At 67.9% G+C, this 26,437-nt stretch carries 28 protein-coding genes; 24 read left to right on the top strand and 4 right to left on the bottom strand.

What is annotated here, in order from left to right:
• Window positions 1–52: 52 nt before the first annotated feature.
• The 4 genes from ABWP84_RS03120 to ABWP84_RS03105 are packed head-to-tail and all read left to right on the top strand — an operon-like array spanning window position 53 to window position 3,433.
• Entirely contained in the window at window positions 53–997 is a 945-nt protein-coding gene (locus tag ABWP84_RS03120) for a metal ABC transporter solute-binding protein, Zn/Mn family (protein WP_353210535.1), read from the top strand.
• Entirely contained in the window at window positions 997–1,707 is a 711-nt protein-coding gene (locus ABWP84_RS03115; protein WP_353210534.1) for a metal ABC transporter ATP-binding protein, read from the top strand. Before ABWP84_RS03120 ends, ABWP84_RS03115 begins: the two co-directional genes overlap by 1 nt.
• Window positions 1,704–2,534: a metal ABC transporter permease gene (locus ABWP84_RS03110; protein ID WP_353210533.1), complete on the top strand. Its 831-nt coding sequence runs from the start codon at window positions 1,704–1,706 to the stop codon at window positions 2,532–2,534. The genes ABWP84_RS03115 and ABWP84_RS03110 overlap by 4 nt, the downstream gene beginning before the upstream one ends.
• The gene (locus ABWP84_RS03105; RefSeq protein ID WP_353210532.1) at window positions 2,531–3,433 is read left to right on the top strand and encodes a metal ABC transporter permease; all 903 of its coding nucleotides are present in this window, start codon (window positions 2,531–2,533) and stop codon (window positions 3,431–3,433) included. The genes ABWP84_RS03110 and ABWP84_RS03105 overlap by 4 nt, the downstream gene beginning before the upstream one ends.
• Before the next feature lie 222 nt (window positions 3,434–3,655).
• Here ABWP84_RS03105 and ABWP84_RS03100 read toward each other — a convergent pair whose 3' ends face one another.
• Window positions 3,656–4,345 carry a hypothetical protein gene (locus ABWP84_RS03100; protein WP_353210531.1) on the bottom strand — a complete coding sequence of 230 codons (690 nt, stop codon included), beginning with the start codon at window positions 4,343–4,345 and terminating at the stop codon, window positions 3,656–3,658.
• A gap of 8 nt (window positions 4,346–4,353) precedes the next feature.
• Complete coding sequence (locus ABWP84_RS03095; protein ID WP_353210530.1) at window positions 4,354–4,983, bottom strand: MSMEG_1061 family FMN-dependent PPOX-type flavoprotein; 630 nt, start codon at window positions 4,981–4,983, stop codon at window positions 4,354–4,356.
• A 138-nt stretch (window positions 4,984–5,121) separates the two neighbouring features.
• Between ABWP84_RS03095 and ABWP84_RS03090 the strand changes: the two genes are divergently transcribed.
• The 9 genes from ABWP84_RS03090 to tolB all read left to right on the top strand — a co-directional run bounded on the left by ABWP84_RS03090 (window position 5,122) and on the right by tolB (window position 12,749).
• Window positions 5,122–5,865 (top strand): YebC/PmpR family DNA-binding transcriptional regulator, encoded by a 744-nt coding sequence (locus tag ABWP84_RS03090; protein WP_353210529.1) that lies wholly within the window; start codon window positions 5,122–5,124, stop codon window positions 5,863–5,865.
• Window positions 5,862–6,365 (top strand): crossover junction endodeoxyribonuclease RuvC, encoded by a 504-nt coding sequence (ruvC, locus tag ABWP84_RS03085; protein WP_353210528.1) that lies wholly within the window; start codon window positions 5,862–5,864, stop codon window positions 6,363–6,365. The genes ABWP84_RS03090 and ruvC overlap by 4 nt, the downstream gene beginning before the upstream one ends.
• A complete protein-coding gene (ruvA, locus tag ABWP84_RS03080) occupies window positions 6,362–6,976 on the top strand; it encodes a Holliday junction branch migration protein RuvA (RefSeq protein ID WP_353210527.1) in 615 nt (204 codons plus the stop codon). The genes ruvC and ruvA overlap by 4 nt, the downstream gene beginning before the upstream one ends.
• A gap of 166 nt (window positions 6,977–7,142) precedes the next feature.
• Entirely contained in the window at window positions 7,143–8,162 is a 1,020-nt protein-coding gene (gene ruvB, locus ABWP84_RS03075) for a Holliday junction branch migration DNA helicase RuvB (protein WP_353210526.1), read from the top strand.
• The gene (locus ABWP84_RS03070; RefSeq protein ID WP_353210525.1) at window positions 8,155–8,604 is read left to right on the top strand and encodes a YbgC/FadM family acyl-CoA thioesterase; all 450 of its coding nucleotides are present in this window, start codon (window positions 8,155–8,157) and stop codon (window positions 8,602–8,604) included. Before ruvB ends, ABWP84_RS03070 begins: the two co-directional genes overlap by 8 nt.
• Window positions 8,592–9,335, top strand: a complete 744-nt coding sequence (gene tolQ / locus ABWP84_RS03065) for a protein TolQ (RefSeq protein WP_353210524.1) — start codon at window positions 8,592–8,594, stop codon at window positions 9,333–9,335. The genes ABWP84_RS03070 and tolQ overlap by 13 nt, the downstream gene beginning before the upstream one ends.
• Window positions 9,336–9,869: a protein TolR gene (tolR, locus tag ABWP84_RS03060; protein ID WP_353210523.1), complete on the top strand. Its 534-nt coding sequence runs from the start codon at window positions 9,336–9,338 to the stop codon at window positions 9,867–9,869.
• A gap of 21 nt (window positions 9,870–9,890) precedes the next feature.
• Entirely contained in the window at window positions 9,891–11,018 is a 1,128-nt protein-coding gene (locus tag ABWP84_RS03055) for a hypothetical protein (protein ID WP_353210522.1), read from the top strand.
• Window positions 11,019–11,426: 408 nt separating this feature from the next.
• Window positions 11,427–12,749 carry a Tol-Pal system beta propeller repeat protein TolB gene (tolB, locus tag ABWP84_RS03050; protein WP_353210521.1) on the top strand — a complete coding sequence of 441 codons (1,323 nt, stop codon included), beginning with the start codon at window positions 11,427–11,429 and terminating at the stop codon, window positions 12,747–12,749.
• A 54-nt stretch (window positions 12,750–12,803) separates the two neighbouring features.
• On the opposite strand, the gene ABWP84_RS03045 is transcribed toward tolB, so the two are convergent.
• Window positions 12,804–14,126, bottom strand: a complete 1,323-nt coding sequence (locus tag ABWP84_RS03045) for an aspartate aminotransferase family protein (protein WP_353210520.1) — start codon at window positions 14,124–14,126, stop codon at window positions 12,804–12,806.
• Between the two features lie 59 nt (window positions 14,127–14,185).
• A complete protein-coding gene (locus tag ABWP84_RS03040) occupies window positions 14,186–15,406 on the bottom strand; it encodes an ABC transporter substrate-binding protein (protein WP_353210519.1) in 1,221 nt (406 codons plus the stop codon).
• 63 nt (window positions 15,407–15,469) lie between these two features.
• On the opposite strand from ABWP84_RS03040, the gene ABWP84_RS03035 reads away from it, so the two are divergent.
• The 11 genes from ABWP84_RS03035 to ABWP84_RS02985 all read left to right on the top strand — a co-directional run bounded on the left by ABWP84_RS03035 (window position 15,470) and on the right by ABWP84_RS02985 (window position 26,361).
• A complete protein-coding gene (locus ABWP84_RS03035) occupies window positions 15,470–16,891 on the top strand; it encodes a LutB/LldF family L-lactate oxidation iron-sulfur protein (RefSeq protein ID WP_353210518.1) in 1,422 nt (473 codons plus the stop codon).
• Window positions 16,888–17,577, top strand: a complete 690-nt coding sequence (locus ABWP84_RS03030) for an LUD domain-containing protein (RefSeq protein ID WP_353210517.1) — start codon at window positions 16,888–16,890, stop codon at window positions 17,575–17,577. The genes ABWP84_RS03035 and ABWP84_RS03030 overlap by 4 nt, the downstream gene beginning before the upstream one ends.
• A complete protein-coding gene (locus ABWP84_RS03025) occupies window positions 17,578–18,102 on the top strand; it encodes a Smr/MutS family protein (RefSeq protein ID WP_353210516.1) in 525 nt (174 codons plus the stop codon).
• Window positions 18,099–18,449, top strand: a complete 351-nt coding sequence (locus ABWP84_RS03020; protein ID WP_353210515.1) for a helix-turn-helix transcriptional regulator — start codon at window positions 18,099–18,101, stop codon at window positions 18,447–18,449. Before ABWP84_RS03025 ends, ABWP84_RS03020 begins: the two co-directional genes overlap by 4 nt.
• Before the next feature lie 63 nt (window positions 18,450–18,512).
• The gene (locus tag ABWP84_RS03015; protein ID WP_353210514.1) at window positions 18,513–19,073 is read left to right on the top strand and encodes a CvpA family protein; all 561 of its coding nucleotides are present in this window, start codon (window positions 18,513–18,515) and stop codon (window positions 19,071–19,073) included.
• Window positions 19,074–19,161: 88 nt separating this feature from the next.
• Complete coding sequence (purF, locus tag ABWP84_RS03010; RefSeq protein WP_353210513.1) at window positions 19,162–20,637, top strand: amidophosphoribosyltransferase; 1,476 nt, start codon at window positions 19,162–19,164, stop codon at window positions 20,635–20,637.
• Window positions 20,634–21,341 (top strand): SDR family NAD(P)-dependent oxidoreductase, encoded by a 708-nt coding sequence (locus tag ABWP84_RS03005; RefSeq protein WP_353210512.1) that lies wholly within the window; start codon window positions 20,634–20,636, stop codon window positions 21,339–21,341. Before purF ends, ABWP84_RS03005 begins: the two co-directional genes overlap by 4 nt.
• A gap of 41 nt (window positions 21,342–21,382) precedes the next feature.
• Window positions 21,383–23,698: a hypothetical protein gene (locus tag ABWP84_RS03000; protein WP_353210511.1), complete on the top strand. Its 2,316-nt coding sequence runs from the start codon at window positions 21,383–21,385 to the stop codon at window positions 23,696–23,698.
• A gap of 32 nt (window positions 23,699–23,730) precedes the next feature.
• Window positions 23,731–24,549, top strand: coding sequence for a 23S rRNA (adenine(2030)-N(6))-methyltransferase RlmJ (locus tag ABWP84_RS02995; RefSeq protein WP_353210510.1), 819 nt, complete (start codon window positions 23,731–23,733; stop codon window positions 24,547–24,549).
• Window positions 24,542–25,495 carry an NAD(P)H-dependent glycerol-3-phosphate dehydrogenase gene (locus ABWP84_RS02990; protein ID WP_353210509.1) on the top strand — a complete coding sequence of 318 codons (954 nt, stop codon included), beginning with the start codon at window positions 24,542–24,544 and terminating at the stop codon, window positions 25,493–25,495. Before ABWP84_RS02995 ends, ABWP84_RS02990 begins: the two co-directional genes overlap by 8 nt.
• Before the next feature lie 5 nt (window positions 25,496–25,500).
• On the top strand, window positions 25,501–26,361 hold the full coding sequence (locus ABWP84_RS02985) for a metal ABC transporter solute-binding protein, Zn/Mn family (protein WP_353210508.1): 861 nt from the start codon (window positions 25,501–25,503) through the stop codon (window positions 26,359–26,361).
• Window positions 26,362–26,437: the final 76 nt, after the last annotated feature.

Raw genomic sequence — 26,437 nt, 5'->3', positions numbered from 1 at the left:
TCAGGGCCACATAAGCCATGCAACACTCTGAAATCTCTGAATCATTGAAGACGTGAATAGCTGTTCAAGCATCCCCCGGCGCTCCCTGCCCGCGCTCCTGCTCCCAGCACCAGCGCTGGCACAGGCCCGGCTGCCCGCCATCATCACCACCACCGCCATGCTGGCGGATGCCGTACGCGCCCTGGCCGGCCCCGCCGCGCGGGTGGAAAGCCTGATGGGTGAGGGGGTGGACCCCCACCTCTTCCGCCCCACCCGGGCCGATACCGCCAAACTCCTCGCCGCAGATCTGGTGGTGCTGAACGGCCATCGGCTGGAAGGGCGCATGGAAGAGGTGCTGGCCCGCCTCGCCGCTGCCGGCCGCCGCGTTCTGGCCATGGCCGAGGCCCTGCCCCGCGCCGAACTCCGCACCCACCCCGAATACCCCGATGCCGCCGACCCGCATATCTGGATGGACCCGCTGCTCTGGGCCGAGGCCGCCGGCACCCTGCCCGAGGCGCTCGCCCCCCTGCTGCCCCGCGCGAAGCTGGCCGAAAACCTGGCCGCCTACCGCGCCCGCCTCCGCCGCCTGCATGACTATGCCGCCGCAGCGCTGGGCGGCATCCCCAACCCCCAGCGCGTGCTGGTCACCGCGCATGACGCCTTCGGCTATTTCGCCCGGCGTTACGACCTGGCCATCGACAGCATTCAGGGCCTCTCGACCGAGGCCGAGGCCTCGCTCATCCGCATCGAGGCCATTGTCGCCATGCTGGTCACCCGCCGCGTCCCCGCCGTCTTCGCCGAGACCTCGGTGCCCGACCGCGCGGTGCGCGCGCTGATCGAGGGCGCGGCCGCCCGCGGCCATGTCGTGCGCCTGGGCGGCAATCTGTTTTCCGATTCGATGGGCCGGGCCGGCACCTATACCGGCACGCTGGAGGGCATGCTGGACCATAATATCACCACCATCGCCCGCGCCTTGGGCGGCACAGCGCCCGCCGCCGGGCTGAATGGCCGGCTGTGATGGCGCCGCTCAGCATCAACCATCTCAATGTCTTCTATGGCGAGACCCCGGCGCTTGCCGATATTTGCTGGGATGTGGCCCCGGGGCTCACCGCCATTATCGGCCCCAATGGCGCCGGCAAATCCACCCTGCTCAAGGCCGCACTCGGCCTCATCCCCAGCACCGGCGCGGTGCGCTTCTTCGGCACTACCCTCGATGCCGCCCGCGCCCGCATCGGCTACCTGCCGCAGCGCGCCAGCGTGGATTGGGATTTCCCCGCCTCGGCCCTCGATGTGGTGGCCATGGCCCGCACGCCCCGCACCCGCTGGTGGGGCGCCCTGCCCCGGCGCGAGCGCGAGGCCGCCCGCGCCGCCCTCGCCGAGGTCGGCATGGCAGCCCTGGCCGAACGTCCCATCGGCCAGCTTTCCGGCGGCCAGCAGCAGCGCGTCTTCCTCGCCCGCTGCCTGGCGCAGGAGGCGGATCTGCTGCTGATGGACGAGCCCCTCGCCGCAGTCGATGCCGCCACCGAGCGGGACATCATCAAAACCCTGCAAAAACTCGCCACCACCGGCCGCAGCGTGGTGGCGGTGCATCATGATCTCGCCTCGGTGCCGGATATTTTCGAACATGCGCTGATGCTCAATGGCCGCGTGGTGGCGGCGGGCCGGGTGGCCGATGTGTTCACCCCGGCCATGATCACCACCACCTATGGCGCGGGTCTGGCGGCGTGATCACCCATAACACCTTGGTGGTGGTGCTGGGCTGCGCCGCACTCGGCGTGGCGGCGGGGGCGGTGGGCTGCTTTGCCCTGCTGCGCGGCCGCGCCCTGCTGGCCGATGCCATGGGCCATGCCGCCCTGCCCGGCGTGGTGGCCGCAGCCCTGCTCGGCGCCTGGTGGGGCACCGACCCGCGCGCCCTGCCGCCCTTGCTGATCGGCGGCGCAATCGCCGGCGCACTGGGCCTATGGGCAGTGCAGGCGCTCTCCGCCACCGGCCGCATCCGGCAAGACGCCGCCATCGCCGTGGTGCTGGCCAGTTTTTATGCGCTCGGCGTGGTCGGCCTCTCCGTGGTGCAAGCCATGCCGGCGGGGGCGCAGGCCGGGCTGTCGCATTTCATCCTGGGCCAGGCGGCGACGATGCGCGCCGAGGATGCCTGGGCGGCGGGGCTGCTCGCACTGTTCTGCCTGGCCAGCACGGTGGCGCTCTTCCCCCGCCTGCGCGCGCTGTGCTTTGACGCCGAATTCGCCGCCCTGCAGGGCCTCAACATCCGCCGCACCGATGCGGCACTCATGGGCCTCATCCTGCTGGTCTGCATCGCCGGCCTGCCGGCGGTGGGGCTGGTGCTGGTGGTGGCGTTGCTGGTGCTGCCGGCGGCCACGGCCCGCATGCTCAACCAGCGCCTGCCCGGCATGTTCATGGCCAGCGCGGCTTTGGGCGGTATCTCCGGCGTGCTGGGGGCGCTGCTCTCCGCCGGCCATGCTGGCTGGCCCACCGGGGCGGCGGTGGTGCTGGTGGGCACGGCGTTTTTTGTCGCCTCCCTCATGCTGCGCCGCGCATGACAGCGTTTCTGCAACTCGATTTCGCCCCGCTGCTTGCCGCCATGCTGGCCGGCGCCACCTGCGGGCTGCTGGGCAGTTTTCTGGTGCTGCGGCGCGAATCGCTGCTGGGTGACGCCATCACCCATGCCGTGCTGCCAGGCATTGTGCTGGGGTTTTTCGTCACCGGCGCGCGCAGCGGGTTGCCGGTGCTGCTGGGCGCAGCAGTGGCGGCGCTGCTCGCGGCGGCGGCCATCACCCATTTACGCCGAATGACCCGGCTGGAGGGCGGTGCTGCCACCGGCATTGTCTTCACCGGGTTTTTCGCCGCGGGGCTGGTGCTGCTCGATGTCACCGGCGCGCACAGCGTGGATCTCGACGTGGATTGCGTGCTGTTCGGCCAAATGGAAACCCTGCTCTGGCCACAGGCCGAGGGTCTGGCCTCGCTCTTCGACGCCACCGCCCTGGCCAGCCTGCCACACGCGGTCTTCATGCTGGCGGGCGTGGGCCTGGCCGTGGCGGCAGCGGTGGCAGCACTCTGGCGCCCCCTGAAATTACTATGTTTTGACGCCGCCTATGCCCAAAGCATTGGCCTGCCAGTGCGGCTATTGGACATCGCACTGAATCTCATGCTGGCCGCCGCCGCCGTGGCCGCCTTCGAGGCCGTGGGCTCCATTCTGGTGGTGGCGCTGCTGGTCGCACCGGCGGCGGCCATGCGGCTGATCACCAACCGCTATAACAGCCAATTGCTCGGCGGTGCGGGGCTGGGCGCGGGCGTGGCCGCACTGGGCTACGCCCTGGCCGGGCCGCTGCCAGCGGCACTCGGCAGCGCCCATGCGGTCAATGCCGCGGGGGCCATCGGCGTGCTGGCGGGGCTCATGGTCGCCGCCGCCGCCCTGGCCGGGCGCTGGCGGCGCGCCTGACGGGCTGGTGAAAAAAGAGCGAAAGGGCTTTGCCCTAGCGCGCTCACCCACCAGGGTCGACATGTATGTGGACGATTTTCCTCGACCTTTGATTAATAAGAAAATCAATAACCTAACGAAGGTGCAGGAAACTCGTCGACATACATGTCGACCCTGCTGGGGTGCTCGAGGGGCAAAGCCCCTCGATCTTATTGTCGCTCGCCCTCCGTTTTCCCCCACCAGCTAACGCCCCAGCGCCTCCCGTGCGCTGGCAATATGCGGCAGGGTTTCGCCGTCACTCACCGTCAAAACCTCAAAGCCGCGGCGCAGATGGGCGATGGACCAGCGCAGCCGGCGCAGTTCTTCGTCCATCTCGTCACCCCGGCGCAGTTCCAGCCATTCCAGTGCCACAGCCTGGATTTCCAGTTGTTGGCGGAGCTGCCAGCCATGGCTCGCCATCTCATAGGCCAGGGCAGGGCGCAGCCCCACCGGCCCATCCATGGTCCGAACCGGCTCCAGGAAAGCCGCCGCGATGGGGATTTCGGACTGCAGGCTTTCGCCCAGGGCAATGGCCTGTCCGCGCGCGGCCGCCAGCGCCTCCATGGCTGGGCTGGCGTCAAAGCGCGTGCCCAGAATGGCCAGGGCCGCGGCATATTCCGCCAGGGCCTGGGCATGGCGGCTGAGAAGGGTGGTCACGGCCATGCGCCGCTCCACCGCGCAGCGCGCGCGCTGGCCGGGCGCGAGTTCGGCCATGTTCCGGCAATCGGGCGCGGCCACCGCCGCATCAGGGCGGGCCGGCCATGGCAGCAGGCGCACCCGCTCAGCCTCCCGCGCCACGCCTGCCGCATGCGCGGCCATGCCGCCGGCAAAGGCGTCATATCGCGCGGGTGGGGTGGCGCAGGCCGTCAGGGCCAGGGCGGCCCCGAAACACATCAGGAATTTCAATACATCGTGCTCCGCATCCGCTCGGCATAGCCGCCATCCACCACCGCCGCCTCCACCCGCCCGGGCGCCTGGCTCGCCAGCAATTCGCCCATGCTGGGCAGCCCCTCCGGACGGCCACGGCCATCCCATAGCCGCGAGCGCATCAGCGCCTTGGCGCATTGCGTGAACAATTCCCGCACCGTGACCACCAGAAGCGACACCGGCTCCTTGCCCTGGGCCACATGCCGCGCGCGCAGCGCAGGGTCGGTGGTGATGCGGGCATGGCCATGCACGCGCAGGGTTTCGCCCGCGCCTGGCACCAGAAACAGCAGCGAAACCCTGTCATCCTCCAGAATATCCTGCAAGGCATCCAGCCGATTATTGCCCCGCCGGTCCGGCAAAATCAGGGTATTTTCGTCCAGCACCTCGACAAAGCCAGGCGCATCGCCGCGCGGCGTGATATGAATGCCCCGCGCGCCGGAGGTCCCCAGCAGCAAAAAGGGCGAGGCGGCAATAAAGCGCTGCGTCGCCGCATCCATCCGCTGCGTCGCCTTGTTTTTCACCAATTCCGAAGGTGCGTCATACAGCGCGCGCAGCGCCTCCAGACTGGTGACGGCGAAAGGGTCGGCGGGTGAGGGGAGGTCCATGGCCGCCAATCTGCCCAGCAAAATAAAATGTGACCAGATGTATCGAAGACACTCAGCCCCCAGAAGGATGGTGGCGAAGCGGCGAATAGCGGGCTATATCCAACGGCATTCAACCAGAATCTGAGGTTCGGGACGGTCATGGCCGGCCATTCGCAATTCAAGAATATCATGCACCGCAAGGGCGGGCAGGACGCCAAGCGCGCCCGCGCCTTCGCCAAAATCGGCCGCGAGATCACGGTGGCGGTGAAGCTCGGCTCACCCGACCCGGCGCATAACCCCCGGCTGCGCTCGGCCATGATCGCCGCCCGCCTGGCCAATATGACCAAGGATGTCGTTGATCGCGCCATCAAAAAGGGCCAGGGCGTGGGTGCGGGCGATGATTATGCCGAGGTGCGCTACGAAGGCCGTGGCCCGGCATGCGTTTCCATCATCGTCGAGGCGCTGACGGATAACCGCAACCGCACCTCATCGGATTTGCGCAGCATGTTCTCCAAACATGGCGGCGCCTTTGGTGAGACGGTGGCCTTTCAGTTCGACCGCTTGGGCGTGGTGCGCTACCCCCCCGCCGCCACCGATGCCGATACCATGCTCGAAGCCGCCATCGAGGCCGGCGCCGATGACGTGGCAAGCAGCGATGCCGGCCACGAGATCATCACCGCCGCCGATGCCCTCGGCGCCGTGCAGGCCGCGCTGGAAACCCGCTTCGGCGAGGCTGAATCCGCCAAGCTGGAATGGCGCCCCAATATGACCGTGCCGCTCGATGAGGATGGCGCCCGCGCCGTGCTCAAACTGATCGACCTGCTGGACGATCATGATGATGTGCAAACCGTCACCGCCAATTTCGAGGTGGATGAGGCGGTGCTGGAAAAGCTCTCGGCTTGACCAGAATTCTCGGCATCGACCCCGGGCTGACCCATACCGGCTGGGGCCTGATCGAGAGTGCGGGCTCGCGCCTGGTGCATATCGCCGACGGCGCGATCTCCACCAAGGCCGATACCCCTCTGCCCGAGCGGCTGGCCTTCATCTTCCGTGGCCTGGGCGCGCTGCTGCGCGAATGGCAGCCGGCCGAAGCCGCCATCGAACACACCTATGTCAACAAAAACCCCGCCGCAGCGCTGAAACTCGGCCAGGCGCGCGGCGTGGCACTCCTCGCGCCCGCCATGGCCGGCATTCTGGTCGCCGAATACCAGGCCATGGAGGTCAAACGCGCCGTGGTCGGCACCGGCCATGCCGATAAAATCCAGGTCGCCGACATGGTCCGCCGCCTGCTCCCAGGCGCCCGCCTCGCCCGCGCCGATGCCGCCGATGCCCTGGCCATTGCCATCTGCCACGCCCATCACCGCGGCACCCGGGCCATGCTGGCCCGCATGGTGGTGGCATGATCGGCTCCCTCAAAGGCTTCGTGGAAAGCCTGCACGAGACCGGCTGCGTGCTGGATGTGAACGGCGTGGGCTACCTCATCTCCTGCTCGCGCAAGACGCTGGACCGGCTGACCGCCCGCGAGGGCGTGCAAAAACTGCTGATCGAAACCCGGGTGAGCCAGGATGCCATCACCCTTTTCGGATTTTTCGACGCCCCCGAGCGCGAGGCATTCCGCGCCCTCATCGAGGTCAAAACCGTCGGCCCGCAAAAGGCCCTACTGGTGCTGGGCGGCCTAGACCCCAATGGCCTGGCCCGGGCCATCGCCGCCAAGGAGCGCAAACGCCTTGCCGAGGTCAAAGGCCTCGGCGCCGCCACAGCCAACCGCATCATCGACGAACCGGCCATGCAAAAATGGGCCGTCGGCCGCGCCACGCCCGAGGAGGACGGCCTGGGCGCCGCCGCCCCCCTGCCCGCAGGCAGCATCGAAAGCGACGCCGTCTCCGCCCTGGTCAATCTCGGCATCAAATGCCCCGAGGCCCAGGGCGCCATCTCCCGCGCCGCCAAACGCCTCGGCGATGCCGCCACGCTGGACGCGCTGATCCGCGACGGCTTGCGGGAGTTCGCCCGGTGATTGCGCGCATGAACCAGGGAAGGCTCTGCCTTCCCCGGCCCCCATCCGCCAGGCCCGAGCCGGGCCTGGACCGTCATCTGTGGGTTCCTCCAACAGAACACGGTCCAGGGGCGGGTCGCCCCTGGCGGAGGGGTCCGGGGAGGCAGAGCCTCCCCGGTAACACCCCATGAGCATCACCGACCCCACCCGCCAAGAGGACGACACCGGCGAAGGCGCCCTCCGCCCGCAAACCCTCGCCGATTTCACCGGCCAGCGCGCGCTGTGCGAAAACCTCTCCATCTTCATCCAGGCCGCCGGTGCGCGCGGCGAGGCGCTGGACCATGTCCTCCTCCACGGCCCCCCCGGCCTGGGCAAAACCACCCTGGCCCAGATCGTCGCCCGCGAAATGGGTGTGGGCTTCCGCGCCACCTCCGGCCCCGTCCTGCAACGCGCCGGTGACCTCGCGGCCATCCTCACCAATCTGCAGCCGCGCGACGTGCTCTTCGTCGACGAAATCCACCGCCTGCAGCCCGCCATCGAGGAAACCCTCTACCCCGCGATGGAGGATTTCCAACTCGACCTCATCATCGGCGAGGGCCCGGCCGCGCGCACCGTGCGCATCGACCTCCCCCCCTTCACCCTGGTCGGTGCCACCACCCGCTCCGGCCTTTTGGCGCAGCCCCTGCGCGACCGTTTCGGCATCCCGCTCCGCCTCGTCCTCTACACACCGGAGGAACTCTTCGGCATCGTCCGCCGCGGCGCGATGAAACTCGGCTTCGCGCTCGCCGATGAGGGCGCGCTGGAAATCGCCAAACGCTCCCGCGGCACGCCCCGAATCGCCGGCCGCCTGTTGCGCCGCATTCGCGACTTCGCCCTGGTCGCCGGCAAACTCGCCGACCGCGCCATGGTCGATGCCTCCCTCGCCCGGCTGGAGGTCGATGCAAAGGGCCTCGACGCCATGGACCGCCGCTATCTCCGCCGCATCGCCGAGCACCATAATGGCGGGCCGGTCGGCGTCGAAACCCTCGCCGCCGCACTCGCCGAGTCGCGCGATACGCTCGAAGACGTGATCGAGCCCTTCCTCATCCAGGAAGGCTTCGTGCTCCGCACCCAGCGCGGCCGCATGCTGGGCGAGCCTGGCTGGCGCCATCTGGGCCTGACACCCCCCGCCGGTTTCGCCATCCAGCCGGACCTGCTCGATGGTTGAGCCGCACCGCTTCCCCATCCGGGTCTATTACGAGGACACCGATGCCGGCGGCATCGCCTATCACGCCACCTATCTGCGCTGGGCCGAGCGCGCCCGCACCGAAGCCCTGCGCGATATGGGCCTGCCCCATGCCGATATGGCATCCCGCCACGGTGCCTTCCTGGTGGTGAAGCGCATCGAGGTGGAGTATTCGAGCCCCGCCCGGCTCGATGATCTGGTCACCATTCGCACCCAGATTCGCCGTGTGAGCGCCATATTGGACCTCGATCAGGATGTGATGCTGGGTGATGAGATCTTGGCCGCCCTCAAAGTGCGGCTGGTATGTGTGGGCGAGCAGGGGCTGCGGCCCCGCGCCGTGCCCGAACCCTGGCGCTCCGCGCTGCGTGCGCGCATCGCCACTGTTGAGAATACCCTTTCGGAGAAGACCGCATGGACCGCGTGACCAGTTCCCCACTTGCCGCCGCCGCGCATGACCTGTCGCTCTGGGGCCTGTTCATGCAGGCCGATTGGGTGGTGAAGGGCGTGATGGTCGCCCTCATCCTGGCCTCCATCTATGTCTGGGCCATTGTGTTCGAGAAGCTCTCGGCGCTCAGCCGCGCAAGGCGCGAGGCCGATGCGCTGGAAGATGCATTCTGGTCCGGCGGCAGCCTTGATGAATTATACCGCAAACAGGGCGATGTGCCGCGCCACCCGCTGGCCGCCATCTTCGTCTCCGGCATGCGCGAATGGCGCCGCAGCACCGAGGGGGCGACCAATTCCTTCATCATCGCCGGCACCAAGGAGCGGGTGGAGCGCGCCATGGCGGTCACCATCCAGCGCGAGATGGAGCGGCTGGAAAAGCGGATGACCTTCCTGGCCAATACCGGCTCGGCCGCGCCCTTTATCGGCCTTTTCGGCACGGTTTGGGGCATCATGAACTCCTTTGCCGCCATCGCCGGCATGCAGAACACCTCCCTCGCCGTGGTGGCGCCAGGCATTGCCGAGGCGCTTTTCGCCACCGCCATCGGCCTGGTGGCCGCCATCCCTGCCGTGCTGGCCTATAACACCCTGGCCTCGCAGCTGGCGAAATTCGCCTCCCGGCTGGAGGGCTTCGCCGCCGAATTCAGCGCCATCCTCTCGCGCCAGACCGAAGCCGCCGCAGGCCAGCCCCGCGCCTCCTCCGAGGCGCTGTAAATGGCCGGCCCCCTGATGAGCCGCGGTGGCGGCGGCCGCCGCTACAAGGCGATGAGCGAGATCAACGTCACCCCCTTCGTGGATGTGATGCTGGTGCTGCTCATCATCTTCATGGTGGCAGCCCCCATGATGACCTCCGGCGTGCCGGTGGATTTGCCCCGCACCAATGCCACGCCGCTCAATCAGGAGCAGGAGCCCATCACCATCAGCGTCAACCCGGAGGGAAAAATCTTTATCCAGGAGACTGAGGTGCAGATGGAAGAGCTGGTCCCCCGTCTGCGCGCCATCGCCGAGGCGCAAACCCAGGCCCCGGGCGAGCCGCAGCGCCGCATTTTCGTCCGCGGTGACCGCGCCATCACCTATGGCCGCGTCATGGAGGTGATGGGCAATATCGCGGCCGGCGGCTTCTCCCGCGTGGCCCTGCTGGCCGAACAACCCCCAGGCCGCGCCCCCGCGCCGGTCTCCGCCCCCGCCGCCCCCCTCTCCGGGCCACGCGCCCAACCCCAAGCCCCCCGACAAAACGCACCGAGGTAGTCCATGTCGGCCTTTCGGGGCATGCGGTTCTGGGTGGGGCTTTCGGTGGCGCTGCATCTCGCGGCGCTGCTCTTCCTCATCCTCGACTTTCTGCCCAGGCGAATTCCCGAACCCGAGGAAATCGCCATCCCTGTCGAGCTGATCGCCCCCGTGCCGCCGCAGCAGGCGCAGGGTGACGTGGCGGCCCCGCGCCCAGCGCCCAGCCAGGTGCCGGCACCGCCCACCCCCGATCAGGCCTCAGAGCCGCAGCGCCCGCAGCCGGTGGCCCCGCCGCCGCCGCCTCCCCCGCCGCCGCCCGCCCCGACCCAGGCGGCCGCACCGCCGCAACCGCAAAGCCCCACGCCGCCCGCCGCCACGCCGGCCGCGCCGAGCCTGCCCTTGCCCACCCCGCCCACGCCACCTGCCGCGCAAACCCCGCCCCCGCCGGTGACCACGCCGCCCGCGCCGAGCCAGGCGGCCCTGCCGCCGCCACCGCCGCCGCGCCCCACACCGCCCACCCCCACGCCGCCCACGCCCCCGCAGACGGCAACCCCGCCCAAGCCGGCCGCGCCGCAGGTGGCGCAGGCCCCGCCCGCGCCCACCCCCAGCCCGCCGCGCCCCAGCCCAGCACCGCCGCTGCCCCTGCCGCCCAGCCCCACCCCGCCACCGCCTGAGCCGCGGCAGGAGCCCGGCACCGGCCAAACGCCCGCAGTGCAACGCCCGCAGGAGCGCAGCCAAAGCGTGCTGAACACGCTCGAGCGCCTGCGTGCCGCCCAGCAGCAGCAACAGCCGCCCACCGCCCGGGCCAACCCCGCCGGCGCGCCCGCCCAGGGCGGCGGCGCGCCACAAGGCACGGACAATCTCACCGCGGCCGAGCGCAGCGGCCTCGCCGAGCGCATCGGCGAATGCTGGTCGATCGATGCCGGTGCGCCCGGGGTGCAGAACATCGTGGTGGAATTGCGGGTGGAGGTGGATGCCGGCGGCACCGTGCGCGCGGTGCGGCCCAATGGCGCGGTGCCCACCGAACCGCGCGCCCGCATGGTCTATGAAGCCGCACGGCGCGCCCTGCTCAGCCCGCGCTGCAACCCGCTGCCGCTGCCGCCCGCCCGGCTCGCGGCGCTGCGTGATACGGTGTTCCGCTTCAACCCGCGCGATCTGGGGCTGCGGTGAAACAATGCCGAGCCCCGGGCGTGGATTTAGGTTTATTATCCTTGACTTTCTCCCCCCGATGCGGCTACCCCTATGGCTTTACCCAACCGGAAGGCTGGCCTCTCCCCCAACCAGGGCAGGCGCCGGCCATGACACCTCGCGCGCGGTCCCGGCCGCGCCTGGCGGCCGATCAACATCCTGTGCCCCACCCCCGCCGCCACACCAGCCATGGTATTTGTCCGAATACGATATTTTCCGGCGCATCGAACCCGCAAAACAACATTTTGTGCTCAAAAACCACCCGCACACCATATGTGGTATTTGTCCGTAAACATCACTTTTCATCGCCCACCTAGGCACCATCCGCCCTTGCATTGACCACGCAGCCTGCGGCACCAAGCCACCCATCACGCCCGGGAGTTCTCGCCCATGACCATCATCACCCGCCGCACCGCGCTCCTCGCCCCCTTTGCGGCAACTCAGGCCCTCGCCCAAGGCAGCGTGGTGGACATCACCCGCGCCCGCACCGAGCCAGTGCCCATCGCCGTGCCCGACATGGCCGGCACCACGCCGGACGGCCAGCGCCTGGGCCGCGACATGGCCCGCGTCATCCTCAACAATCTGCGCAATTCCGGCCTGTTCCGACCGGTGGACCGCGCCGCCTTCATCCAAACCCCTGAGGCCGCTGCCGCCACGCCGCGCTTCCAGGATTGGCGGGTGATCGGCACCACCTTCCTCACCACCGGCCGCGTCTCCACCTCGGGCGACCAGTTGCGGGTGGAATTCCGCCTCTGGGACGTGCTGCCCGAGCAACAGGCACTCGGCACCGCCTATAACGCCGCCATCTCCAACTGGCGGCAGATCGCCCACATCATCTCCGACGATATCTACCAGCGCGCCCTGGGCGAGCAGGGCTATTTCAACACCCGCGTCGCCTTCATCGCCGAAAATGGCCCGCGTGACCGCCGCTCCCGCCGCCTGGCCATCATGGACCAGGATGGCGAGAATTTTCGCTACCTCACCGATGGCGCCGTGCAGGCCCTCACGCCGCGCTTTCACCCCAACGCCCAACAAATCGCCTTCATGAGCTACGCCAATAACCAGCCGCGCGTCTTCCTGTTCAACGTGCAAACGGGGCGGCAGGAGGTTCTGGGCAATTTCGGCGGCATGACCCTCAGCCCGCGCTTCTCGCCCGATGGCCGCTCGGTGGTGCTCTCAGCGGTGCGCGGCGGCGATGCCAATATCTACGTTATCGATGTCGGCTCGCGGCGGGAGCGGCAATTGACCTCGGGCGGCGGGCTCGATGTCTCCCCCTGCTTCTCGCCCGATGGTTCGCAAATTGTCTTCAACTCCGATCGCGGCGGCGACCAGCAGCTTTACGTGATGGCTTCGGGCGGCGGCGGGCCGCGGCGGATTTCCTTCGGCCAGGGCCGCTACGCCACCCCCGTATGGTCGCCGCGCGGTGACCTCATCGCCTTCACCCGCATCGGGCGCGGCGGCTTCGCCATCGGCGTGATGCGCCCCGATGGCTCGGGCGAGCGCATCCTCTCCGAAGGCTGGGGCATGGAAGGACCAACCTTCGCCCCCAATGGGCGGGTGCTGATGTTCTACCGCGAAAGCCCGGCGCGGGATGCGCGCGGCAATGGGTATTCGGCGCGGATTTCCAGCATTGATATTGCTGGGTTCAATGAGCGGCAGATTGTGACGCCGACGGATGCTTCGGATCCGTCTTGGAGTGCGCTGCTCAGCTAACAAGCGCCGGGGGAAGGAATTCCCCCGGGCCCCCTTCTTTTGTTTTTCTCGGTTTTAGGCGGCTTCGGCGCGGATGGCTTCGCCCAGCGTGTTGAAGATGCGGTCTACGTGGTTTTTCTCGATGATCAGGGGGGGGGAGAGGGCTATGATGTCGCCCGTCACCCGGATCAGCAGGCCGTCATCGAAGCAGCGGCGGAAGATATCCATGGCGCGCTGCGTCGGCTTGCCGGGCCTCGGCGCCAATTCAATCCCGGCAATCATGCCGAAATTGCGGATATCGATCACATTGGGCAGGCCACGCAGGCTATGCGCGCCATCGGCAAAGTAATCCTCGATGGCGAGTGCGCGGCCCGGCAGATCCTCATTGCGATGGATATTCATGCTGGCAATCGCCGCCGCTGCCGCCAGCGGATGACCGGAATAGGTATAGCCATGGAACAGCTCGATGCCGTTCTCCACACCATTCACGATGGCGTCGTAGATGTCGTTGTGGACGGCAACCGCGCCCATCGGCACGGCGGCATTGGTCAGGCCCTTGGCCATGGTCATGATATCGGCCTGCACGCCCAGGCGCTCGGTGCCGAAATCCTTGCCGATGCGGCCGAAGCCGGTGATGACCTCATCATAAATCAGCAGGATGCCGTGCTTGGTGCACAATTCGCGCAGCCGTTCCAGATAGCCGGCCGGGGGCACCAGCACGCCGGTGGAGCCGGCGATGGGCTCGACCATCACGGCGGCGATGGTGTCGCCATGCAGGGCGACCAGGTTCTCCAACTGGTTCGCCAACTCAGCCCCATGCGCGGGCGTGCCGCGGGAAAAGGCGTTGGCGGCGAGGTCATGGGTGTGCGGCAGATGGTCAACATAGGGCAGCATGGCGCCGAATTGCTTGCGGTTGCCGCCGATGCCGCCCACCGACATGCCGCCAAAGCCCACGCCGTGATAGCCGCGCTCACGCCCCACCAGCCGCACCCGCTGCGCCTGGCCGCGGGCCTTCTGGTAGGCCAGCGCGATCTTGATCGCGGTATCGGCGCTTTCGCTGCCGGAATTGGTGAAGAAGACGCGGTCCATCCCCGGCGGCGTGATCTCGGCCAGGCGGGCGGCGCATTCGAAAGCGATGGGGTGGCCGAGTTGGAAGGTCGGCGCGAAGTCGAGGATCTCAGCCTGTTTCTGGATCGCCTCGATGATCTCGCGCCTTCCGTGGCCGGCATTGGAGCACCACAGGCCCGCCGTGCCATCGAGGATCGGTTTATCCTCCGGCGTGTAGTAATGCATGCCCTCGGCGCGGGCGAGCATCCGCGGCGTGTCCTTGAAGTACTTATTGTCGGAATAGGGCATCCAGAACGCTTCGAGGTTGTTCGGACGCGGAATATGGTTCATGGCGGCTGGCCCCGGGGTGAGGGGGGCATAAAAACCCCTCACTCCCTTTGGCGCAAGTCTTAGCGCGCCAGAGCGCAGCCGCCCTCGGCCATGGGGCGGAAGCTTTGGCCCGCCGGAAGGCTGCGCAGCAGTTTGAAATAATCCCAGGGGCCGCGGCTCTCGCCCGGGCTTTTCACCAAAAAGAGGTGCATGGGATGGATTTTTCGGCCATCGGCCCGCACCTGGCCGGGGCCGAAGAGCGGGTCATTGGTGGGTATTTCCTTCATCCGGCGGATGGCGGCGGCGCCATCGGCGCGGGCGGCTGCCACGCCGAGCGAGGCCGCGGCTTTGAGGTAATGCATCGCCGCCGAATAGCCGCCGGCATGGATCATGCCTGGGTGCTGGCCGCGCATTTCGCGGGCGAAGCGGGCGGCGAAGGCGCGGGTGCCATCATTCATGTCCCAGTAAAAACTCTCGGTGAGCAGCAGATTCTGCCCCGCCTGCAGGCCCAGCGCATGCACGTCATTGATCTGGGTGAGCATGGCGGCAATGCGCATGGCACCGGGGCGGGTGAGGCCAAACTCGGCGGCCTGTTTGATGCTGTTCACCGCATCCGTGCCCGCATTGGCCAGGCCCAGCACCTTGGCCCGCGAGGCCTGGGCCTGCAGCAGGAAGGAGGAGAAATCGGTGGTGCCGGGGAAGGGATGCCGCGCCGAGCCCAGCACGCGGCCGCCGGCTGCGGTCACAAACGCGCCGGTATCACGCTCAATGGCATGGCCGAAGGCGTAGTCGGCGGTGAGGAAATACCAGGTGTCGCCGCCCTCCTGCACCGTGGCGGTGCCCACGGTATGGGCCATGGCCCAGGTGTCATAGACCCAATGCACATGGTTGGGCGAACAGGCGCGGCCCGAAAGGTCTGAGGCGGCGGCGGCGGTGATCAGCGCCACCTTGTTCTTCTCCTTCACGATATCGACGAGGCCGAGCGCGATGGCGGAGGTGGGCACATCGATAATGGCATCCACCCCCTCACGGTCGAACCATGAGCGGGCGATCTGCAGGCCGGTATCGACGCGGTTCTGCGGGTCCGCCACCACCATTTCCACCCGGATGCCGGGGTTTTCGCGCATGAAATCCTCGATGGCGAGGCGCACGCCCATCACGCTGCCCGGGCCGGTATTGCCGGCATAGGGGCCGGACATATCGGTCAGCACGCCCAGCCGGATGGGGGGCGTCTGCGCCCGAGCAGGGATGGTTGCGGCAAGCGTGGCCGCGGCCAGCGCGTTACGGCGGGAAAATTCCATGGTTGCGTTTCCTCTTTGTGGGAACGCTACCCGTGCCGAAGCCAGCGCGCTAGATTGTTCGTCATGCAGATCCATTCCCCCCAATTCAAACAACGCGCGGCCGAGGCGCTGGTCGATCCCGGGCTGCAAAAGGCGCTCGGCCGGGCCAAGCAGGGCTTTCAGGTCAAGCGCGCCGCCGCCGTGGCCGGGCTGCCGGAATTCGAGGCGCTGCGCGATGTCGGCCGCGACATCAAGAACCACACCTTGGCCAATCTGGATTTCTACCTGGAGGAATTCGCCGCCCGGGTGGAGAAGGCTGGTGGCCATGTCCATTGGTGCTCCACCGCCGATGAGGCCCGCGCGGCGGTGCTGGCGATTTGCCAGAAGGCGGGGGCGAAGACCGTCACCAAGGGCAAGTCGATGATCAGCGAGGAGCTGGGCGTCAACGAACACCTGGAAAAGCACGGCATCACCCCGGTTGAGACCGATCTGGGCGAATATATCCTGCAAATCCGCGATGAGGGGCCAAGCCATATCATCGCCCCTGCCTTCCATCTCAACCGCGAGGATTGGGAGGAGACGTTCCGCCGGGTCCATACTGACCTGCCGGCTGATCGGGTGTTTTCCGAACGGCGCGACATCATGACCGAGGCGCGGGCGCGGCTGCGGCAGAAATTCCTCACCGCCGATGTGGGCATCACCGGCGCCAATTTCCTCATCGCTGAGACCGGCTCCTCCGTCATCGTCACCAATGAGGGCAATGGCGACCTGACGCAGACCCTGCCCAAGGTGCATATCGCGCTCGCCAGCATCGAGAAAATGGTGCCGACGCTGGAGGATGCGACATCGCTGCTGCGGCTGCTGGCGCGCTCGGCCACGGGGCAGGATTTTTCGGTCTATACCACCTTCTCCACCGGGGCGCGGCGGGCGGCGGAGTTGGACGGGCCGCAGGAATATCATGTGGTGCTGCTCGATGGCGGGCGGTCGAATATGCTGGGCACCGAGTATCAGGAAATGCTGCGCTGCATCCGCTGCGCGGCCTGCATGAATCATTGCCCGGTTTATGGCGCGGTTGGTGGGCATTCCTATGGCTGGGTGTATCCGGGGCCGATGGGCTCGGTGCTGACGCCCACGCTGGTGGGGGTGGACAAGGCCGGGCATTTGCCCAATGCCAGCACGTTTTGTGGCCGCTGCGAGAGTGTTTGCCCGGTGAAAATCCCCCTGCCCAAAATGATGCGACATTGGCGCGAGCGGGAGTTTGAACGCCACCTCTCGCCGGCTGCCACCCGCAGCGCCATGGGGCTCTGGGCCTGGCTGGCGAAGCGGCCGGAGGTGTATCGCGCCGCCACCGGGCTTGCGGTGCGCGCCTTGAAGCTGCTGGGGCGCAAGACGGGTTCTTTCTCCGCCCTGCCGCTGGCCGGGGGCTGGACTGCGGGGCGGGACCTGCCGGTGCCCCAGGCGGGCGGCACGTTTATGGCGCAATATGCCAAGAGCAAGCGGCAATGAGCCGCGACGCCATTCTGGCCGGCATTCGCCGTGGCCTGCGCCGGGGCGAATTGCCCGAGGACCAGAAAGCCATGCTGCGCACCCGCATGGCCCGCCCGCCGCGCCACCTCATGCCCGCCCGCTCGCGCCTGGCGCATGCGGGGCAGGTGGCGCTGTTCGTGGCCAATCTGGAGAAGGAATTCGCCACCGTCACCCGGCTGACGGCGCTGTCGGAGGTGCCGGGGGCGGTTGCGGAATTTTTGGCCGCCCAGAACCTGCCGCCGCAGCTCGCCATCGCGCCGCATCCCGAACTCACCGGCCTCGCCTGGGAAGAGCGGCCAATGCTGCGCATCGAGGCACGACCCGGGCAGGCGCAGGATTTCGCCTCATTGCAGCATGGCTTTGCCGGCATTGCCGAGACCGGCACGCTGATGCTGCCCAGCCACCCCACCCGCCCCACCACGCTGAACCTGCTGCCCGACACGGCCATGGTGCTGCTGCGCACCAGCCGCGTGGTTGGCGCCTATGAGGAGGCTTGGGACCTGTTGCGGGCGGAGAATAGCGACAGCCGCACCGGCGGCTTCATGCCACGCAATGTGATGCTGGTGACCGGGCCGAGCCGCAGCGCCGATATCGAGCAGACGCTGGAACTGGGCGCGCATGGCCCGCGCCGGCTGCATGTCTTCCTGCTGGATGACACGCAATAGGTGCGACGCAGCCGCCCCCTTTCCGAACAGGATCGCAGCCTCTGGGCCGCCTTCGCGCGGCATATCAAGCCGCTGCCGGGGCGTGCCATGCCGGTTGCACCACTTGCGCCCACCATCACGCCGCCGCCGGCCCCGGTGGTGGTGGCGGCGCCTATGCCGCCCAGCCGCCCGGCCCCACCCGCGCCGGTCGCCATCGGCGCGCAGCCAGCGGGGCTCGATGCGCGGCGGTGGAAGGAGTTGCGCCGCGGCCGGCTGCGGCCGGAACGCACGCTCGACCTGCATGGCCGCTTTGCCCAGGAGGCGCATGGCGCCTTTCACGCCTTCATGGCCGGGGCCATGGCCGATGGGCTGCGCTGCGTGTGCATCATCACCGGCAAGGGCAGCGGCGAGGGCGGCGTGCTGCGGCGTGAATTGCCGCATTGGCTGAATGGCCCCGGGCTGCGCGGCCATGTGCTGGCGGTGGCGCATCCGCACCGGGCCAATACGGGTTCGGTGCATATCCTGCTGCGAAGGGTGCGGGTGTGACGCCCTTTGGCGCCAGGCTGCGGGCGCTGCGCCAGGCCCGGGGCGTGACCCTGGGGGCCATGGCGGAGGCGATGCAACTGTCCTCGGCCTATCTTTCGGCGCTGGAGAATGGCCATCGCGGGAGGCCCTCGGCGGGGTTGATTCATCAGGTCTGCGAATTTTTCGGCCTGATCTGGGATGAGGCGGATGAGCTTTCGCGGCTGGCGCAGCTTTCTCACCCACGGGTGGTGATCGATACGGCCGGGCTCGCGCCCGAGGCGACGGAATTGGCCAATCGTCTGGCGCTGCGGATTGGCGAGCTGCCGCCGGAGCGGCTTTCGGCCATGTTGGGGCTGTTGAGGGGCTGAACGCGCCTTCCCGCCCCGGCCCGCCCGGGCTATAGCGGCGCGCCGTAGCGGGGGCAGTTTAGGATGACTTGGGTGGATGGGGCGGCCTTGGCCGTTCTGGTGGCCTCGGGGCTGATGGCGTTCTGGCGTGGGTTTGTGCGTGAGGTTCTGGGGATCGCCGCCTGGATTGGCGCGGTGGTTGCGGCCTTTGCGTTTCGCCCGGTCGCCAAGCCATTTTTTGAAGGCTTTGTTGAACCGCCCTGGCTGGCCGATGGGCTGGCGGTGGGCGGCGTGTTTCTGGCCGTGCTGGTGGTGCTCACGCTGGTGGTCAATCTGGTGGCCAATCGGGTGGCGGATAGCGCGCTGGGTGGGGTGGACCGCTCGCTCGGCGCCCTGTTCGGCCTGGTGCGCGGGGCGTTTTTGGTGGTGCTGGCCTATATTATCGGCGGGCTGTTCCTGCCCGCCACCGAGCGTTGGCCGGAGCCGGTGCTGCAGGCGCGGTTTCTGCCCAATGTCGTGGCTGGGGCGCAATCTGTGGCGGCGCTCTTGCCGCCGGAATACCGCCCACGCATAGCAACCCCTCCCGCACCACGGGTGCCGACGCAGGAAGAGCTGTTGCGTCCGCGCGTTGGCAGTCGCACATAGGGGGCGCATCGCCCCCCGTGAAAAATATCCGCGCCGGTGCTATGCGACATCTGGATGACATGGCCATGCCAATGGCCTGAAGGATCGCATGACCATCAGCACCAATCCCCATGACGACGACAAATTCCACGAGGAATGCGGTGTCTTCGGCGTATGGAACCATGCCGATGCTGCGGCGCTGGTGGCACTGGGCCTGCATGCCTTGCAGCATCGCGGGCAGGAGGCTTCGGGCATCGTCTCGCTCTCGGAGGGGGGGGTGTTCCACACCCATCGCGGCCTGGGGCTGGTGGGGGATATTTTTGGCGATGCCAAGGTCATGGCCGGGCTGAAGGGGCGTGCGGCCTGTGGCCATAATCGCTATGCCACCACGGGTGAGACGGCGCTGCGAAATGTGCAGCCGCTTTATGCCGATTTCGAGTTTGGTGGCTTCGCGGTGGGCCATAATGGCAATCTCACCAATGCGCAGGGGCTGCGCCGGGCGCTGGTCAAGCGCGGTTGCCTGTTTCAGTCGAGCACCGATTCGGAGGTGTTTATCCACCTCATCGCCATCAGCCTTTACACCAATGTGATCGACCGGCTGATCGACGCCCTGAAGCAGGTGCAGGGCGCCTATTCGCTGGTGGCGCTGCATGATGGCGCGCTGATCGGCGCGCGTGACCCCTTGGGGGTGCGGCCGCTGGTTCTGGGCTCCATGCCCAATCTGGGCGGCCAGCCGAGCTGGATTTTGGCCAGCGAGACCTGCGCGCTGGACATTGTCGGCGCTGAATTCGTCCGCGATATCGAGCCGGGCGAATTGGTGTTGATCGATGCGACCGGGCTGAAATCCATCAAGCCCTTCGCCCAGACGGCGAGCCGGTTTTGCATCTTCGAATACATCTATTTTGCCCGGCCCGATTCGGTGGTTGAGGGCACCGGCGTTTATGAAAGCCGCAAGCTGATCGGCGCTGAATTGGCGCGCGAGAGCCATGTGGCCGCCGATGTGGTGGTGCCGGTGCCCGATAGCGGCGTGCCGGCCGCTATGGGCTATGCCCGCGAATGCGGTGTGCCCTTCGAGTTGGGCATTATCCGCAATCATTATGTCGGGCGCACTTTTATCGAGCCCACGGACCAGATCCGTCACCTTGGCGTCAAACTCAAGCACAGCGCCAATCGCGCCATGCTGGAGGGCAAGCGGGTGGTGCTGGTGGATGACAGCATTGTGCGCGGCACCACCTCGAAGAAGATCGTCGAGATGGTCCGGCAGGCCGGTGCGGCGGAGGTGCATATGCGCATCTCCTCGCCGCCCACCACCCATAGCTGCTTTTATGGCATCGATACGCCCTCGCGCCGGCAATTGATCGCCGCGCAGCACAGTATCGAGGAGATGGCCAAGCTGATCGGCGTGGACAGCTTGGCTTTCATCTCGCTGGAAGGCCTGTATCGTGCGTTGGGGCAGAACGGCCGCAACCCCGATAAGCCGCAATTCTGTGATGCCTGCTTCACCGGCGATTATGCCATTCCGTTGACCGATTGGCCGGCCGAACAGGCGCATGCCGCCACGCCGGAGCTGCTGCCCGGCCAATGAACGCTCTGACAGGTTGCGTGGCGCTGGTGACCGGCGCCTCACGCGGGATAGGCGCTGCGGTGGCGGTGGAATTGGCGCGGATGGGGGCGCATTGCGTCATCACCGGCCGCACCCAGGGCGGGCTGGAGGAGAGCGATGACGCGATCCGCGCCGTGGGCGGCAGTGCCAGCCTGGTGCCGCTCGACCTGATCGAGGGTGCGGAGCAGATCGATCTGCTGGGGCCCAGTATTGTTGAGCGGTTTGGGCGGCTGGATATTGTGGTCCATGCGGCGGGCTGGCTGGGCAAGCTCACGCCGGTTGCGCATATCGAGCCCAGGGATTTCATCACCTCCATGGCGGTCAATCTGACCGCGACATGGCGGTTGATTCGCAGTGTGGAGCCGCCTTTGCGCGCCGCCCCGGCCGGACGCGCGGTGGTGTTGACGGATCGGCGGGCGGCGGCGCCTTCGGCCTATTTCGGCCTTTACAGCGCCGCCAAGGCTGGGCAGCGCCATATGGTGCAATGCTGGGCCGAGGAATTGGCGCAGACCAATCTGCGGGTGAATTTGGCCGAGCCGGGCCCGGTAGGCACCAGACTGCGCCGGGCGGCCTATCCCGGTGAGGATCAGGCGGTGCTGCCCAGCCCCGCCGATGTGGCGCCGGCCATCGCTGCGCTGTGCCTGCCCGGCGAGATGCGGCAGGGCGCGATCATCGCCATCGGCTGATCACGGTTGCGGGCGCGGCGGGAATGATCCACACGCATCCAATGCCTCGCACCCCGCACATCAATTGGCAGAGCCTGGCCGAACAGGCCATGACGCATCGCCGCCGCGGCGATCATGCCGCCGCCATTGTCGCCTATCGGGCCGCTTTGGCACTGCCCGGCGCCCCGGCTGAGTTGCATTTCAACCTGGGCAATGCGCTGTGCCAGCAGGGAAGCTGGGCCGAGGCCGAGGCGCCGTTGGCCCAGGCATTGGCCGCCAACCCGGCACTGACCGTGGCCGCGCTGCAACTGGCACGCTGCCGGGCGCGGCTGGGCCGTTATGAGGCGGCGGCGGCCGGCTTTGCCGCCGTGCTGCGCGGCGAGCCGGGCAATTTCAACGCAGCGTTAGAGGGCGGCCATGCGCTGCGCCGGCTGGGCCGTGAGGCCGAGGCGTTGGGCTGCTATGCCATGGCGATCCAGGCTGCGCCGGCGCGCTGGGAGGGGCATTTGGCGATGGCCCGGGCGCTGGAGGAGGGCGGGCGCGCCGATGAGGGTGCGGCGCATTACCACCAGGCCCTGTCACTGGCCGGCGATGACAGGCCGCGCCGGCTGCATCTGCATATGACGCAATACCGGCTGGAGCGCGGCGCTGCCGCCCTGGCCTTGGAATCGCTGCGCCAGGCGATGCTCTGCGCCGCTTTGGAACAGCCACCGCCCAGCGCGGATGAGCGGGCGCTGATGCAGCTGGACCTTGCTGCCATCCTGCTGCGGCTGGGCTTGGGGGAAGAGGCGGAGCGGCGGCTGGGCGAGGCCAGTGAGGCTTCCGAGAACGAAGCCATTTTGGTGCGGGCGGCAGAATTGGCGCTGCGCCACAATCTCTGGCAGCAGGCGCTGACCATTTTGCGGCGCAATGTGGCGCTGCGGCCCGAGAATGGCTCGGCGCATTGGAACCTCGCCCATATGCTCTCCGAGGCCTGGTACATGGAGGAGGCGCTGGAGGCGCTCGCCCGGGCCGAGGCGCTGGCGCCACAGCCTGGCGCGGGGCCGATGCGCGCTTCCATCGCCTCCCGCCAGGGCGAGGCCGATACCGCCTTGCAGCTGTTTTTGGCGCAGGTGGAGGCGGGGGACACCGCCCTGGCCTCGGGTGCGGCGATGAGCGCGCTATATGCCGATAGTATCGATGCGGCCGAGGTGGCGGCGCTGCATCGGCGGCTCTTTGCCCGGCTGGGCGAGGGGGCGCGGGCGGTGGCCAGTTTTCGCAATGGCCGCGAGCCGGGGCGGCGCCTGCGCGTGGGCATGATCACGCCGGATCTGCACCACCAGCACCCGGTCAATATCTTCATGCAGCCGGTGCTGGCCCGCTGGGATGGGGCGGCGATGCCCATCAGCCTCTATTTCACTGGCATCAGCCATGATGAGGAAACCCGCCAGGCGCGCGGCCGGGTGGCGCATTGGGTGGAATGCGCGAGTTGGACGGATGGCCAATTGGCGCGGCGGATCGAGGCCGATGGCATCGATATTTTGATCGACCTCTCCGGCCATACCCAGCGCGGCAAGATGCCGCTTTTCGGCAATCGGGCAGCGCCGGTGCAGGTGACGTTTTTGGGGTATCCCGGCTCCACCGGCGTGCCGAATATCGATTGGATCATCACCGATTCCGTGGTGGCGCCGGAGGGTTCGGAGGGGTTGTTCAGCGAGCGGGTGATGCGGCTGCCAAACACCGTGTTCTGCTTCGCCCCGGCGCCCGATTCGTATTATCCCGATTTCGGCCCGGCGCATGCCGCGCGGCCGCTCACCTTTGGCTCCTTCAACAACCTGCCCAAGCTGACGCCGCGCACGCTGGGCCTCTGGGCGGAAATTTTGCATCGGCTGCCGCAATCGCGCCTGCTGGTGAAGGCGCCGAGCTTCCGCGACCCTGGCGCCATGGCCGGTTTTACCCGCCGCATGGCGGCACTGGGCATTGCCGCCGATCGGCTGGAACTGCGCGGCCCCACCGGCATGGCCGAGATGATGGCGGAATATGCTGACATCGATATCGCGCTCGACCCCGTGCCCTATAATGGCGGCACCACCACGCTGCAGGCGATGTGGATGGGGGCGCCGGTGCTGGCGCGGCGTGGTGAGGCTTTTGTCTCCCGCATGGGGGCGAGTTTCATGGCCGCCGCTGCCCTTAGCGATTGGGTGGCCGATAGCGATGCGGATTATGTCGAGACGGCGGTGCGCCATGGGTCGGACCGCGCGGGGCTTTTGGCGCTGAAGCAGGGCATGCGCGCGAGGCTGCTGGCCACGCCCGCATGGGATATTGACCGCTACACGCAGGACCTGCAGGCGGCGCTGCGCAAGATCTGGCAGGAATTCTGCGCCTCTACGGGGGGCTAGGCGGCGGGGCGGCAAGCCGCGATAGGGGGGGCATGAACTATCGTCACGCCTTTCATGCCGGCAATTTCGCTGATTGCATGAAGCACGCGCTGCTCGTGTGGCTGCTGCGCGCCATGCAGCAAAAACCCACGCCGCTTCGGGTATTGGACACTCATGCGGGGCGGGGGGTGTATCCGCTCGATTCGGAGGAGGCCCGCCGCAGCGGCGAATGGTGGGAGGGTGTGGGGCGGCTGATGGCGCTCGAGGATGGCCCGCTGGCGGATTATATTGGGCTGCTGCGGGCCTTGGGTATGCCGCAGCACTATCCGGGCAGCCCGGCGCTGATCCAGGCGCTGTTGCGGGCTGAGGATCATCTCGTGCTGAATGAACTCCATCCGGAGGATCATGCGGCGCTGCGCAAGACCATGCGCGGCACGCCGGCCCATATGCGCGATGCCTATGAATGCGCCCGGGCGCTGACCCCCTTCCCGGAGCGGAGGGGGTTGGTGCTGTTCGACCCGCCTTTTGAGGCGGGGGATGAGTTTGGCCGGCTGGCCCGGGGGATGGCTGAGGTTTGGGGGCGGGCGCGGGGGCATGTGCAGGCGGCGTGGTATCCCATCAAGCATATGGCGCCTGTGCTGGCCTTTCATGATGCCATTCGTGCCGCTGGTATTCGCGATGTGCTGGCGGCGGAATTGTGGCTGCGCGAGCCGCTGGATGCCTCGCGCCTCAATGGCTGCGGGCTGTTGGTGGTGAATGCGCCGTGGCGGTTTGAGGCCGAGGGCGGTGCCATTCTGGCGGCCTTGCTGGAGCGGCTGAGCGATGGTGAGGCGGGCTGCGGGGTGCGGATAGTGAGGGTTGCCGATGAGTAGGATTGCGGTGCTGGGTGCGGGGGCCTGGGGCACGGCGCTGGCGCTGCATGCGGCGCGGCAGGGCCATAATGTGGCGCTTTGGGCCCGCAGCGGGGCGGCGGAGATGGCGCTGAGCCGGCGCAATCCGCGGCTGCCTGATGCGGCGCTGCCGGCCAGTATGCGGCTGAGCGATTCGCCTGCCATGGCCATGGAGCGGGCCGATTTCGCCATTTTGGCGGTGCCGGTGCAGCATATGCGCGCGGCGCTGGCTGGGCTGCCGGCAATTCCGATGCTGGTGGCCTCCAAGGGGGTGGAAGCGGGCAGCGGGTTGTTTCCGACGGAAATTCTGGACCGGGCGGGGCTGGGGGTGATTTCGGGGCCGAATTTCGCGGCCGAGGTGGCCGCCGGATTGCCCGCCGCTGGCGTGCTGGCCAGCAGCGATGCGGGGCTGCGGCAGGCGGGGCTGGCGGCGCTGGGTGGGGCCACGCTCAGGCTCTATTCCAGCGAGGATGTGCTGGGGGTGCAGGCCGGCGGCGCGGCGAAGAATGTGCTGGCGATTGCCGCTGGCGCCGCCATGGGGGCGGGGCTGGGCGAGAATGCCCGTGCGGCGCTGATCACCCGGGGGCTGGCGGAGTTGGGAAGGCTGGTGCTGGCGCTGGGTGGCCGGGCGGAGACGGCATCGGGGCTTTCGGGCCTCGGCGATTTGTTGCTGACCGCCTGTTCCAGTACCAGCCGCAACACCGCGCTGGGCGAAAGGCTGGGCCGTGGCCTGAGCCTGGAGCAGGCGTTGGCGGAAAGCCGCGGCGTGGCGGAGGGCGTGGCCACTGCCCCTGCCCTGCTGCTGCGGGCGACAACATTGGGGGTGGATATGCCGATTTGTACTGCGGTGGCGGAGATTTTGGCCGGGCGGGCCTCGGTGCGTGAGGCGATGGTGGCGCTGCTCGCGCGGCCGTCTCGGGCGGAGTAGCGGGCATGCGGCGTCGTTGTTTTCTGTTTGCACTCGCGGCCCCGGCACTGGCGCAGCCACGGCCGGTGCTGGTGGCCTCCTTTTCGATTTTGGGCGATATGCTAGCCGAGGTGGCGCCACAGGGCGCCGATATCCGGGTGCTGGCCGGACCGAATGTGGATGCGCATCATTTTCAGCCCCGCCCCTCCCAGGCCGAGGCGCTGCGCGGCGCCACCCTGGCCTTACGCAATGGGCTGGGATTCGATGCCTGGTTTGACCGTGCGGCGCGTGGTGCGGGTTTTCGCGGGGTGATGGTGACGGCGAGTGAGGGCCTCACCGCCCGACAGGCGCCCAGCCATGCTGGCCATCGGCATGAGGGGCCGGACCCGCATGCCTGGCAGGATGTGAGCCTGGCACGGCATTATGTCCGGCAGATCGCCGCCGGGCTGGGGGCTGCGGGGCTGGCGGGGCGGGCCGAGGGGTATGATGCGCGGCTGGCCGCACTTGATGGCTGGATTCGCGCCGAGATCGCCCGGGTGCCGGAGGCGCGGCGGGTGGTGCTGACCAGCCATGATTCCTTTGGTTATTTCGGCGCGGCCTATGGGGTGCGTTTCCTGGCGCCCGTGGGGGTTTCGGCCAGTGCCGAGCCTTCTGCCCAAGCCGTGGCCCGGCTGATTCAGCAGGTTCGGGCGCAGAATGTCTCGGCGGTGTTCATGGAGAATATTGGCAACCCGGCCACGCTGCGCCGCCTGGCCAGCGAGGCGGGGGTGCAGGTGCGCGGAAGGCTTTACGCCGATGCGCTCTCAGCGCCCGATGGGGTGGCGGCGAGTTATGAGGCGATGATGCGGCATAATGTGGGGCTGCTGGTGGCGGGAATGTTGGGGTAGAGCATTTTCAAGCCTTGCGACGTCGCAAACCGACTCGGAAAATGCGGCAAAACAAATGCTAGAGCCGTCTCGCCGT

Source organism: Rhodovarius sp., from assembly GCF_040399605.1.
Lineage (GTDB): Bacteria > Pseudomonadota > Alphaproteobacteria > Acetobacterales > Acetobacteraceae > Rhodovarius > Rhodovarius crocodyli_A.
Note: the sequence above shows the minus strand (reverse complement) of the source record. Positions and strands in the feature narration are given on the sequence as shown.

Coding starts and splice junctions, on each gene's coding strand:
- ruvB (WP_353210526.1), top strand. CDS start 7,143: ATGAGCATCACCGACCCCACCCGCCAAGAGGACGACACCGGCGAAGGC.
- purF (WP_353210513.1), top strand. CDS start 19,162: ATGACCATCAGCACCAATCCCCATGACGACGACAAATTCCACGAGGAA.
- ABWP84_RS03030 (WP_353210517.1), top strand. CDS start 16,888: ATGAGCCGCGACGCCATTCTGGCCGGCATTCGCCGTGGCCTGCGCCGG.
- ABWP84_RS02990 (WP_353210509.1), top strand. CDS start 24,542: ATGAGTAGGATTGCGGTGCTGGGTGCGGGGGCCTGGGGCACGGCGCTG.
- ABWP84_RS03045 (WP_353210520.1), bottom strand. CDS start 14,126: ATGAACCATATTCCGCGTCCGAACAACCTCGAAGCGTTCTGGATGCCC.
- ABWP84_RS03005 (WP_353210512.1), top strand. CDS start 20,634: ATGAACGCTCTGACAGGTTGCGTGGCGCTGGTGACCGGCGCCTCACGC.
- ABWP84_RS03090 (WP_353210529.1), top strand. CDS start 5,122: ATGGCCGGCCATTCGCAATTCAAGAATATCATGCACCGCAAGGGCGGG.
- tolQ (WP_353210524.1), top strand. CDS start 8,592: ATGGACCGCGTGACCAGTTCCCCACTTGCCGCCGCCGCGCATGACCTG.
- ABWP84_RS03070 (WP_353210525.1), top strand. CDS start 8,155: ATGGTTGAGCCGCACCGCTTCCCCATCCGGGTCTATTACGAGGACACC.
- ABWP84_RS03035 (WP_353210518.1), top strand. CDS start 15,470: ATGCAGATCCATTCCCCCCAATTCAAACAACGCGCGGCCGAGGCGCTG.
- ABWP84_RS03055 (WP_353210522.1), top strand. CDS start 9,891: ATGCGGTTCTGGGTGGGGCTTTCGGTGGCGCTGCATCTCGCGGCGCTG.
- ABWP84_RS02995 (WP_353210510.1), top strand. CDS start 23,731: ATGAACTATCGTCACGCCTTTCATGCCGGCAATTTCGCTGATTGCATG.
- ABWP84_RS03115 (WP_353210534.1), top strand. CDS start 997: ATGGCGCCGCTCAGCATCAACCATCTCAATGTCTTCTATGGCGAGACC.
- tolB (WP_353210521.1), top strand. CDS start 11,427: ATGACCATCATCACCCGCCGCACCGCGCTCCTCGCCCCCTTTGCGGCA.
- ABWP84_RS02985 (WP_353210508.1), top strand. CDS start 25,501: ATGCGGCGTCGTTGTTTTCTGTTTGCACTCGCGGCCCCGGCACTGGCG.
- ABWP84_RS03040 (WP_353210519.1), bottom strand. CDS start 15,406: ATGGAATTTTCCCGCCGTAACGCGCTGGCCGCGGCCACGCTTGCCGCA.
- ABWP84_RS03015 (WP_353210514.1), top strand. CDS start 18,513: ATGACTTGGGTGGATGGGGCGGCCTTGGCCGTTCTGGTGGCCTCGGGG.
- ABWP84_RS03100 (WP_353210531.1), bottom strand. CDS start 4,345: ATGTGTTTCGGGGCCGCCCTGGCCCTGACGGCCTGCGCCACCCCACCC.
- ABWP84_RS03095 (WP_353210530.1), bottom strand. CDS start 4,983: ATGGACCTCCCCTCACCCGCCGACCCTTTCGCCGTCACCAGTCTGGAG.
- ruvA (WP_353210527.1), top strand. CDS start 6,362: ATGATCGGCTCCCTCAAAGGCTTCGTGGAAAGCCTGCACGAGACCGGC.
- ABWP84_RS03105 (WP_353210532.1), top strand. CDS start 2,531: ATGACAGCGTTTCTGCAACTCGATTTCGCCCCGCTGCTTGCCGCCATG.
- tolR (WP_353210523.1), top strand. CDS start 9,336: ATGGCCGGCCCCCTGATGAGCCGCGGTGGCGGCGGCCGCCGCTACAAG.
- ABWP84_RS03000 (WP_353210511.1), top strand. CDS start 21,383: ATGCCTCGCACCCCGCACATCAATTGGCAGAGCCTGGCCGAACAGGCC.